The sequence below is a fragment of the Kitasatospora sp. MBT66 genome (assembly GCF_000710405.2).
GTDB classification, from domain to species: Bacteria; Actinomycetota; Actinomycetes; order Streptomycetales; family Streptomycetaceae; genus Kitasatospora; species Kitasatospora purpeofusca.
Genome location: NZ_JAIY01000017.1, coordinates 160,306 through 171,085, shown reverse-complemented (window position 1 = coordinate 171,085; position 10,780 = coordinate 160,306). Strand labels below are relative to the sequence as shown.

General features: G+C 70.5%; 7 protein-coding genes. 6 read left to right on the top strand and 1 reads right to left on the bottom strand.

What is annotated here, in order from left to right:
- Nucleotides 1-5: 5 nt before the first annotated feature.
- Nucleotides 6-1,433, bottom strand: a complete 1,428-nt coding sequence (locus BI06_RS39655; RefSeq protein WP_043476664.1) for a non-reducing end alpha-L-arabinofuranosidase family hydrolase — start codon at nucleotides 1,431-1,433, stop codon at nucleotides 6-8.
- Nucleotides 1,434-2,019: 586 nt separating this feature from the next.
- On the opposite strand from BI06_RS39655, the gene BI06_RS39650 reads away from it, so the two are divergent.
- The 6 genes from BI06_RS39650 (at nucleotide 2,020) to BI06_RS39625 (ending at nucleotide 10,778) form a co-directional block, all read left to right on the top strand.
- Nucleotides 2,020-3,405: a PHB depolymerase family esterase gene (locus BI06_RS39650; RefSeq protein WP_051742836.1), complete on the top strand. Its 1,386-nt coding sequence runs from the start codon at nucleotides 2,020-2,022 to the stop codon at nucleotides 3,403-3,405.
- Nucleotides 3,406-3,764: 359 nt separating this feature from the next.
- Nucleotides 3,765-5,063, top strand: coding sequence for an ABC transporter substrate-binding protein (locus tag BI06_RS39645; RefSeq protein WP_030394426.1), 1,299 nt, complete (start codon nucleotides 3,765-3,767; stop codon nucleotides 5,061-5,063).
- 29 nt (nucleotides 5,064-5,092) lie between these two features.
- Complete coding sequence (locus BI06_RS39640) at nucleotides 5,093-6,010, top strand: carbohydrate ABC transporter permease (RefSeq protein ID WP_051742835.1); 918 nt, start codon at nucleotides 5,093-5,095, stop codon at nucleotides 6,008-6,010.
- Entirely contained in the window at nucleotides 6,010-6,828 is an 819-nt protein-coding gene (locus BI06_RS39635; protein ID WP_030394424.1) for a carbohydrate ABC transporter permease, read from the top strand. Before BI06_RS39640 ends, BI06_RS39635 begins: the two co-directional genes overlap by 1 nt.
- Nucleotides 6,825-9,197, top strand: coding sequence for a beta-glucosidase (locus BI06_RS39630; RefSeq protein ID WP_051742834.1), 2,373 nt, complete (start codon nucleotides 6,825-6,827; stop codon nucleotides 9,195-9,197). The genes BI06_RS39635 and BI06_RS39630 overlap by 4 nt, the downstream gene beginning before the upstream one ends.
- Before the next feature lie 120 nt (nucleotides 9,198-9,317).
- Complete coding sequence (locus BI06_RS39625; RefSeq protein WP_043476661.1) at nucleotides 9,318-10,778, top strand: endo-1,4-beta-xylanase; 1,461 nt, start codon at nucleotides 9,318-9,320, stop codon at nucleotides 10,776-10,778.
- The last annotated feature ends 2 nt before the right edge of the window (nucleotides 10,779-10,780 follow it).

The window sequence follows — 10,780 nt, the reverse complement described above, 5'->3', positions numbered from 1 at the left end:
CCGGGTCAGCGCTTGAGGGTGAGGAGGCCCGGCCGCCAGGGCAGTTGGTCGTACGGGGCGGTCGAGCCGGGGACCATGCCCTGGTAGAGGAGTTGGAGGTTGCAGGGGTCGACGGTCATGGTCTGGTCGGGGTTGTCGCGGACCAGGTCGCCGTGGCTGATGTCGTTGGTCCAGGTGGCTCCGCTGTTGGCCCTGCCGGCGAAGGGGTTGCTCTCGGTGGCCGCCTGGGGGGTCCAGGAGCCGTTGAGGCTGGTGGCGGTGAAGGAGCGGAAGTAGCGCTGTTCGTTGGCGCCGCGGGCTTCGACGATCATGAGGTACTGGTTCTGGCCCTTGACCTTGTAGACCTGGGGCGCTTCGAAGAGGTTCTTCACGGTGTCGCTCATGACCGTGGTGTAGGTGGAGCCGAAGCTGCCGGGGAAGTTCCCGATCGGCATGCTGGCCCGGTAGATGCTGCCGTTGTCACCGGCGAAGAACAGGTACATGTTCTGGTCGTCGGCGATCAGGGTCTGGTCGATGGGGGCTGCGCCGGGGATGCCGCCGGTGAACAGCGGCTGGGGGGCGGACCAGCCGTTGGGGTTGGTGGGGTCGCTGGAGGTGCGGTAGATGAAGGGCCACTGGCCCCACTGGTAGGCGAGGACCCAGATGTTCTTGGGGGCGAAGTAGAACAGGGTGGGCGCCACCGCGTTCTGGTTCATCGCGGTCTGGCCGGCCGAGGCCATGTCCGACCAGTTGGTGAACGGGGTGAACGCCATCGAACCGTAGGAGGATCCGTTGACGTTCGAGGCGTAGACCAGGTGCTTGCCGTTGTAGGTGACGGTGGTGAAGTCCTTCACCGCGGCCCATCCGTGGGCGGGCTGCGCCAGCGCACCGGTGGAGGACCACCGGTAGCTCGACGGGAGGGCGCACGTGCCGCCCGTCGGGTCGGGTGTCGTCCCGGTCAGGCCGGTCCACTTCTGGTTGCTGCCACCGGTGCACGTCCAGAGCCCGACCGCCGTGCTGTTGGCCGTACCGGCGCCGGTGACGTCCAAGCAGAGCCCGGACTCGACGCCGACGATCGTGCCGTCGGCGTTCACCCGCCACTGCTGGTTCGCCGCGCCGCTGCAGGACCAGATCTGCACCCGGGTGCCGGGCGTGGTGGCATGGTTCGGAACGTCCAGGCACTTGTTGCCGTAGACCACCAGCTGGTTGGCGGACGTCGACGTCCACTGCTGGTTGGCGCCGCCCGAGCAGTCGTAGATCTGCAGCTCGGAGCCGTCGGACCGGCCGGCGTTCGACACGTCGAGGCAGCGGCCGGAACCCACCCCGCGCAGGGCGGCGGTGGTGGCGGCCTGGGCCGGGCCGGCGACGAGCGTGGCCGCCAGCGCCACTGCGGCCGCGACCCCGGTGGCGAGCAGTGCGGACAGTTTCCTGCGACTGGGATTTCCGGTGTGCATGGGGGACCTCTCTCTTGGTGGACGGGAGACGGCCGTCGCGCGGCGCCCCGACGGCCGCCTCCCGGGCACGGACCTTCACCTGAACCGTCCGCTCCAGGACGGAACATGACGGTGTGCCGCACCGTCCCGGGGGCGTAGCGCAGGTCCGGACCTCCCTGCCGGGAGGAGGGCCGCGTGCTGGGTGGGGGCAGAGGACGTGCGGCGGCGATGGTGCGAGCGCACCCGTCGGCGGTCCGTTCCTGGTGGACGGCGCGGCGAGTGCGGTGCGGCGGGACGGCGAGGGCAGGGGCGGGCGCCGGATCCTCGACTACGTCTGTTAGCGTTCACAATTTACCTGGCAGAAACATCCACTGCCAGGGTGAAATCTCCAGCAACCCTGTGCGGGTTGTCAACACCGAGGATATAAACCGGCGTTGACGAGCCGTGCCGAGGCCGTCCCCGGTCACCGGCGCTCCGGACCGGCGGCACCCGGCCCGCGCGGACACCGTTGACGGCGGGGGTGGACCGGCGCGACCATCGGTGGTGTCGGTCCGCGGTGGGCGCCGGGAACCTCCTCACGATCTGGCTAGCCGGACGGAGAGGTCCCATGTCCCGATCCCGCCCGCTCGTCTCGCGATCCCGCCCGCTCGTCTCACGGCTGCTCGTCTCCCGGCTGCTTGGCGTGCTCGCCGTGCTCTGCCTCGCGGTGGGCCTGAGCCTGCCGACCGCCCCCCGGGCAGCCGCGGCCTCGCTGACCCGGATCACCGACTTCGGCACCAATCCGACCGGGTTGGTGATGAACCTGTACGTGCCGACGAGCGTCAGGGCCGACCCGCCGATCCTGCTGGCGTTGCACGGATGCCAGGGGAGCGGTCCCTACCTGTACTCGAGCACCGACTTCGCGTCGCTGGCCGACCGGTACGGCTTCCTCGTCGTCTACCCCTCGAGCAACCCCGGCGGAAGCTGCTGGGACGTCTCCTCCGACCAGGCGCTCACCCGCGACGGCGGCAGTGACCCGGTCGGGCTGATGTCGATGATCACTTACACGGAGCAGCACTACGGCGGCAACGCCGACGCCGTGTACGTGACCGGGCAGTCGTCGGGCGGGATGATGACGAACGTGCTGCTCGCCGAGTACCCCGACGTCTACAAGGCGGGTGCGGCGTTCATGGGAGTGCCCTACCACTGCTTCCGCACCGGCTCCGTCCGCGCCTGGAACCCGGCCTGCGCGCAGGGCCGGATCTCCAGGACCCCGCAGCAGTGGGGCAGTCTGGTGCGCAACACGGGCTATCCCGGCTACACCGGGCCGCGTCCCCGGGTGCAGCTGTGGCACGGAACCGCCGACACCACGCTGAGCCACAACCTCCTCGGCGAGGAGGTCAAGCAGTGGACCGACGTCCTGGGCGTGGGCCAGACCCCGTCGGCCACGGACACCCCGGCCGCCAACTGGACCCGCACCCGGTACGACAACGGCGCCGGCGTCACCCAGGTGGAGGCGTACAGTCTCGCCGGCGCCGGGCACGAATTGCCGGTCAAGGGATCCACGATGGCCGCCGAGGCGATCCGCTTCATGGGTCTGGACAAGGCATCTTCCGGTGGCGGCACGACCGGCGCGCTGCGCGCGGTGGACGCGGGCAAGTGCCTGACCGACGCGAGCACGGCGCCGGGCAACCGGCAGCAGATCCGGGCCTGCACGGGTGGTGCGAACCAGAGTTGGACCAGGACCTCGTCCGGCCGGTTGACCGTGACCGTGAGCGGCGCCACGCTCTGCCTGGACGCCGCCGCGCACGGCACCACGCCCGGCACCAGCGCGATCGTCTGGACCTGCAACGGCCAGGCCAACCAGCAGTGGCAGCTGAACTCCAACGGCACCGTCACCGGCGTGCAGTCGGGCCTCTGCCTGGACGTGGCCGGCCTGGCCACCGCGGACGGCACCCCGGTCCAGCTGTGGACCTGCAGCGGCGGCAGGAACCAGCAGTGGACCTTCGGATGAGAACGGGTGGGCACTGCCCGGCCGTACCGAACCGGCTGAGCCCGCGGGGTGATGCCTCGGACAGTCGGCAGTTTCGAAAGTTTCGACACTTCTGAGCCACCCCCGTGAGGGAGGTCGTCGGGGAACTCGCCCAACATCGGACGGACCTGACCGGGGACCACTCCCGGCCTGGTCCGTCCCAGGTCCGGCCGTGCGCAGGGGTGTTCCACTCCGCGCCCGGCCGGGGCGCGAACCGCCGCAGCCGGCCAAGGAGCCTCCAGGAAGGAGGCGTTGAGGGCTTGACCCGAAACATCTCCGCAACTTACCGTCCCGGGCAAGCGAAGTTTTCGAGGTACATCCCGAAACTTTTGGAGAGCTCTGTGAAGATACGCGCTTCCGCTGTTGCGCTCGGTCTGACGTCCGTCCTGGTCACGACGAGCGCCTGCAGCAGCGCCGGTTCCTCCCCCTCCTCCGGCGGGGACTCCGGCACGATCCACGTGCTGGTGTACGGGGATGCCAGCAACAAGGTCGAGAAGCAGATCGTCGAGACCTTCAACAGGACGTCGAAGGTCAAGGCCGTCCTGGACACCATCCCCGGCGCGGACTACCAGGCCAAGCTCAACACCGTCATCAACACCCCCCAGGCGCCGGACGTCTTCTTCAACTGGGGCGGCGGGAGCATCCAGCCCTATGTGAAGTCCGACCTCCTGCTCCCGCTGGACGACATGATCGCCGCGGACCCGGGGCTGAAGGGCAACTTCCTGCCGTCGGTGTTCAACACCGCGGTGATCGACGGCAAGTCCTACGGCATCCCGATGCGCGGAACCCAGCCCGTGCTGCTCTTCCACAACAAGAAGGTGCTGGCCGATGCCGGCCTGGCCGTCCCGAGGACCTGGGACGAGCTGCTGGGTGCCGTCCAGGCGCTCAAGGCCAAGGGCATCACACCCTTCGCCCTCGGCGGCGGCGACCAGTGGCCGACCCTGATGTGGTACGAGTACGTCTTCGACCGGGTCGCGGGCCCCGAGCTGTTCCAGAAGGCCCTGTCCGGCGACAGGAGCGCCTGGGAGAGCGAGGACGCCAAGAAGGCCCTCGGCATGCTCGAGCAGCTGGTCGACGCCGGTGCCTTCGGCTCGAACTTCGACTCGGTGAAGTTCACCGACGGCGGCTCACCGGCCCTGCTGGCCAAGGGCAAGGCGGCCTTCGAGCTGATGGGCTCGTGGGAGTACGCCACCCAGCAGGACGGCAATCCCGAGTTCGCCAAGAGCCAGCTCGGGTACAGCGGCTTCCCCGGCATCGCCGGCGGCAAGGGCGACCCGGCCAACCTGGTCGGCAACACCAACAACTTCTACTCGGTGCTGAAGAAGAGCAAGCACCCCGAGGCGGCGGCGGCCTTCCTGAAGCTGATGTACTCCGAGGAGTTCGTCAAGGCGCAGCTGGCGATCGGCAACCTGCCGACCACCACCAACACCGAGCAGTTCCTCGGCACGGCGGCCGACCCCGACTACTCGAAGTACCAGTACGACCTGGTCAAGGCCGCCCCGTCGTTCCAGCTGTCCTGGGACCAGGCCTACCCGCCGGCCGCCAACACGCCGATCCGCACCGCCGTCCAGCAGTTCTTCAGCGGCAAGCTCGACGTGGACGGCTTCGTCAGGGCCATGCAGGCCCTGCCCGCCTCCTGAGACGGGTCGCCATGAGTGCTCTCTCCCACATGTCCGGGTCCGTCGGCCGCCTCCGGGCGGAGGGCCGGACCGGTGTCGGGGTGACCCGCCCGGGCCTGGCCTGGGCCGTGCCCGCGACCGTCTTCTTCCTGCTGTTCGCCATCGTGCCGCTGGTACTGGTCGCGGTACTCTCCTTCACCAGCTGGAACGGGGTCGACGCCCCCCGGTTCAACGGCCTCGCCAACTGGACCTCGCTGCTGCACGACCCGGTGATGACGCAGAGCGTCCGGCTGACCCTGGTACTGACCGTGGCCGGGGCGGTCGTGCAGACCCCGGTGAGCATCCTGCTGGGGGTGTGGGCGGCCGGCCACCAGCGCAACCGCGCCGTGCTGTCCGCGATCTTCTTCATCCCGCTGCTGCTGTCCGCGACCGCGGTCTCGGTGGTCTGGCGCGCCGTCCTGGACCCCAACTTCGGGGTGCCCTCGCAGATGGAGTGGCTCTTCGGCGACGGCAACCTGATGGGCAGTCAGGCCAGCGCCCTCGCGGTGCTCACCTTCGTCGGCATGTGGCAGTGGACGCCGATGCACGCCCTGCTGTACCAGGGCGGGGCCCGGGCGATCCCGCGGGTGCTGTACCAGGCGGCGGCGATCGACGGCGCGGGCAAGGTGCGGCAGTTCCTCCACATCACCCTGCCGCAGTTGCGCAACACCATGATCACCTCGGTGATCCTGATGCTGGTCGGCGGTCTCACCACCTTCGACACCGTCCTGATCCTCACCCAGGGCGGCCCGGGCACCGACACCACCAACAGCGCCTTCTACATGTACCGGCGGGCGTTCAAGAGCTTCGACTTCGGCGAGGGCTCGGCGATCGCCCTGGTCCTCGTGATGGTCGCCACCCTGGTCTCGCTCGCGGTCGTGCGGCTGTCCGGCTACGACAGGATGCGCAGCACCTCGGAGGGACTGTGATGCGACGGCGCCCCAACCTCCTCGCCGGACTCGGTTCGTCGCTCTGGCTCGTCCTGGTCGGCTTCCCCCTGTACGTCCTGCTGATCTCGACGTTCCGGACCCGCGCCGACTACTCCTCGAAGGGGCCGCTCACCTTCCCCTCCGAGCTGACCCTGCAGAACTACGTCGACGACTTCTCCAACGGCTTCGGACAGGACTTCCTCAACACGCTCCTGGTCACCCTGTGCGTGGTGGCGATCGTGCTGCTGGTCGTGCCCCCGCTCGCCTACGCGATCGTGCGGGCCCGGGGCAGGACCATCGGCACGGTCTTCCGGATCTTCCTGCTGGGTCTGGCGATCCCGGCGCAGGCCGTGATCGTGCCGATGTTCTACGTCATCAGCAAGGCCGGCCTGTACGACAACCTGCTCGGCGTCATCCTGCCCACCGCTGCGTTCTGCCTGCCGGTGTGCACGCTGGTCCTCACGGGTGCCATGCGCGACATCACCAACGAGCTCTACGAGGCCATGGCCATGGACGGCGCGACCCCCTGGCGGGTGTTCTGGCAGCTGGTGGTGCCGCTGTCCAGGGGCGGCCTGTCGTCCGTCGTGGTCTTCGCCGCTCTGCAGGCGTGGAACGGCTTCCTGTTCCCGCTGATCCTCACCCAGTCGGACAGCACCAAGGTCATCACACTCGGCCTGTACGACTTCCAGACCGAGCACGGCGTCGACGTGCCCGGCCTGCTCAGCGCCGTGGTGCTGTCGATGCTCCCGATCTTCATCGTCTACCTGTTCGCCCGGCGGGCCCTGATCCAGGGCCTGATGGGCGTCGGAGGAAAATGACCGGCCACACGAACCTCGCCACCCCGTCCGCCGACCGGACCGGCCGATGGCGCGACCGCGCGCTCGGTCCCGAGGAGCGCGCGGACGCCCTGATCGCCGAGATGACGCCGCGGGAGAAGCTGGCCCAGCTCGTCGGCGTCTGGGTCGGTGCCTCCGACGAGGGCGGTGAGGTCGCCCCGCACCAGCACGACATGGATGCGCCGCCCGACCTCGACGACCTGCTGCCGTCCGGACTGGGCCAGTTGACCCGCCCCTTCGGAACCGTTCCCGTTGACCCGGCGCTCGGCGCGCTCTCGCTCGCCCGCAGCCAGCAGCGCATCGCCGCCGCCAACCGGTTCGGGATACCCGCCGTCGCGCACGAGGAGTGCCTGGCCGGCTTCGCCGCCTGGGGCGCCACCGCCTATCCGGTGCCGCTCTCCTGGGGCGCCACCTTCGACCCCGACCTGATCCGGCGGATGGCCGCCGCGATCGGCCGCGACATGCGCTCCGTCGGCGTCCACCAGGGCCTGGCCCCCGTCCTCGACGTGGTCCGCGACGCCCGCTGGGGGCGGGTCGAGGAGACCATCGGCGAAGACCCCTACCTGGTCGGCACGGTGGCCACCGCGTATGTCCGGGGCCTGGAGTCCGCGGGCGTCGTCGCCACCCTCAAGCACTTCGCCGGCTACTCCGCCTCGCGCGCCGGACGCAACCTCGCCCCCGTGGGCATGGGCCCCCGCGAACGCGCCGACGTGATCCTGCCGCCGTTCGAGATGGCCGTGCGCGAAGGCCGCCCCCGCTCGGTCATGCACGCCTACACCGACACCGACGGCATCCCGTCGGCCGCCGACGAAGCCCTGCTGACCGGACTGCTCCGGGACACCTGGGGCTTCGACGGGACGGTGGTCGCCGACTACTTCGGCATCGCCTTCCTCAAAGTGCTGCACGGTGTCGCCGGGGACTGGGCCGGGGCCGCGGCGCTCGCCCTGGCCAGCGGCGTCGACGTGGAACTGCCCACCGTCAAGACCTTCGGCGAACCGCTGCTGCGTGCCGTCGAGGACGGCACGGTCCCCGAGGCGCTGGTCGACCGGGCCCTGCGCCGCGTCCTGGCCCAGAAGGCCCGACTCGGCCTGCTGGACGAGGACTGGGACGCCGTCCCCGCCGCGCTCACCGGGCTCCGGCTGGACGACCCGCAGGCGCTGCGCGGCGCGATCGACCTCGACCCGGCGGAGAACCGCGCGCTGGCCCGGGAGATCGCCGAACGGGCGGTGGTCCTGCTGAGCAACGACGGCACCCTGCCGCTGCGAGCACCACGGCGGATCGCGCTGATCGGCCCCAACGCCGAGGCCCCGACCGCGGTGCTCGGCTGCTACTCCTTCCCCGTGCACGTCGGCGGCCAGCACCCCGATGTCCCGGCCGGCATCGAGCTGCCCACGCTCGCAGAGGCGCTGGCGGCCGAGTTCCCCGGCAGCGGGATCCGCACCGTCCCGGGGTCCGGCATCGACAGCCCCGACACGTCCGGCTTCACCGAAGCCGTCGAGGCGGCCCGGTGGGCCGATGTGGTGATCGTCGCCCTCGGCGACCGGGCCGGACTGTTCGGGCGCGGCACCAGCGGCGAGGGCTGCGACGTGGAGTCCCTGGAACTTCCCGGCGTCCAGCAGCAGTTGCTGGACGCCCTGCTGGACACCGGCACGCCGGTCGTACCGGTACTGCTGGCCGGCCGGCCCTACGCCCTGGGCCGGGCCGTGACCGAGGCGGCGGCCGTCGTCCAGGCATTCTTCCCGGGCGAGGCCGGCACCGAGGCGGTCGCCGGCGTGCTCAGCGGCCGGATCAACCCCTCGGGCCGACTGCCCGTCGGCATTCCGGCCCGGCCCGGTGTCCAGTCCTCGACCTACCTGGCCGCCCGCCTGGCGGGAGCCAGCGAGGTCTCCAGCACCGATCCCACGCCCGCGTTCGGCTTCGGGCACGGTATCGGCTACACCACCTTCAGCTGGGCCGACCTGGAGGTGGAACGGGCCGTCGCCGCGACGGACGGGACCTTCGAGCTGTCCTTCACCCTGCGCAACACCGGGGACCGGAGCGGCAGCGAAACCGTCCAGCTCTACCTGCACGACCCCGTCGCCGGCGTGGTCCAGCCGGTGCAGCGGCTGGTCGGCTACCGGCGGATCGACCTCGATCCGGGAGCGGGGGTCCGGGTCCGGATCGCCGTCCCCGCCGATCTCGCCTCCTTCACCGGGCGCGACGGCCGACGCGTCGTGGAGCCGGGAGAGCTGGAGCTGCGGATCGCGGCCTCCAGCACCGACGTCCGGTTGACCGCCGCGGTCCGCCTGGACGGACCGGTCCGGGTCCTGGACCACACCCGCCGCCTGCACGCGGAGTTCCGCTCGGCCTGAGGGGCCCCCACGGCTTCGTCGGTCCCGAGTATTGACGGGCCGCCGATCCCCCCAGCTCCACCGCACGCCCAGCTCCTTCCCCACCCGAGAAGAGAAGGGACCACGCCGGTGCCTGTCCGCATGTTCCGCACCCCCCGCCCGAGGCGCTCCCACCGAGCCCTCGGCGCCCTGGCCGTCTCCGTCACCGCCGCCGCGGTCGCCGCGGCCGGCCTGCTCCCCGCCGACCAGGCCGGCGCGGCGGCAGGCAGTCTTCGCAGCCTCGCCGAGGCGAAGGGCATCTACTTCGGCACCGCGATCGGTCAGGGCGACCTCGACAACACCGCCCTGACCACTGTCGCGGGCACCCAGTTCGGCATGCTCACCCCGACCAACGAGATGAAGTGGGACAGCGTCGAGCCCTCGCCGGGCAGCTTCGACTTCGGCCCCGGCGACCGGATCGTCGCCTTCGGCCAGGCCCACTCGATGAAGCTGCGCGGCCACACCCTGGTCTGGCACAACCAACTGCCCTCCTGGGTCGACAAGCTGCCGGCGAGCCAGGTGCAGACCGCGATGCGCAACCACATCACCACCACGGCCACCCACTACAAGGGCAAGCTCTACGCCTGGGACGTGGTGAACGAGCTCTTCAACGAGAACGGCACCTTCCGCGAGGACGCCTTCTACCGTGCGATGGGCACCGGCTACGTCGCCGACGCGCTGCGCACCGCCCGGGCCGCCGATCCGGGTGCCAAGCTCTACCTGAACGACTACAACATCGAGGGCCTGAACGCGAAGAGCGACGCCATGTACAACCTGGCGAAGTCGCTGAAGAGCCAGGGCGTGCCGCTGGACGGGGTGGGCTTCCAGGCCCACTTCGTCGTCGGCCAGGTCCCGTCGAGCCTGAAGGCGAACCTGGAGCGGTTCACCGCGCTCGGCCTGGAGGTGGCCGTCACCGAGCTCGACGACCGCATGCAACTGCCGCCGGACAGCGCCGAGCTGGCCCAGCAGGGGCGCGACTACGCGAACGTGGTCACCACCTGCCTGGCCGTCAAGGGCTGCGTCGGCCTCAGCCAGTGGGACGTCGGCGACGCCGATTCGTGGATCCCCGGCACCTTCCCCGGCGAGGGCGCCGGCACCATGTACGACAACAACTACCGGCCGAAGCCCGCCTACTACGCCTCGGTCGACGCCCTCGGCGGCTCCACCTCGAACCCCTCGCCGAGCCCGACCCCGACCACCACTTCGACCCCCACCTCCACCCCCACTCCGAAGCCGACCGACGGGGCTGCCTGCAAGGTGACCGCCGAGCTCAACACCTGGAACACCGGCCTGACCGAGAACCTGACGGTCACCAACACCGGCTCCAGCACCGTCGACGGCTGGGCCCTGTCCTTCGCCCTGCCCGGTGGGCAGACCGTCACCGGGGCCTGGAACGCGACGGTCGGCCCCGCCGCCGGCCGGCTCACCGCTCGCAACCTCGGCTACAACGGCACCATCGCCCCCGGCGGCTCGGTCTCCTTCGGCTTCCAGGCCACCCACACCGGCAACGCCGGACCGGCCGGCCAGTTCAGCCTCAACGGGGTCGTCTGCCGCGCGGCCTGACC

Excerpts from the sequence above, each read along its gene's own strand:
- BI06_RS39630 (WP_051742834.1), top strand. The coding sequence starts at position 6,825 with ATGACCGGCCACACGAACCTCGCCACCCCGTCCGCCGACCGGACCGGC.
- BI06_RS39625 (WP_043476661.1), top strand. The coding sequence starts at position 9,318 with ATGTTCCGCACCCCCCGCCCGAGGCGCTCCCACCGAGCCCTCGGCGCC.
- BI06_RS39655 (WP_043476664.1), bottom strand. The coding sequence starts at position 1,433 with ATGCACACCGGAAATCCCAGTCGCAGGAAACTGTCCGCACTGCTCGCC.
- BI06_RS39635 (WP_030394424.1), top strand. The coding sequence starts at position 6,010 with ATGCGACGGCGCCCCAACCTCCTCGCCGGACTCGGTTCGTCGCTCTGG.
- BI06_RS39640 (WP_051742835.1), top strand. The coding sequence starts at position 5,093 with ATGTCCGGGTCCGTCGGCCGCCTCCGGGCGGAGGGCCGGACCGGTGTC.
- BI06_RS39650 (WP_051742836.1), top strand. The coding sequence starts at position 2,020 with ATGTCCCGATCCCGCCCGCTCGTCTCGCGATCCCGCCCGCTCGTCTCA.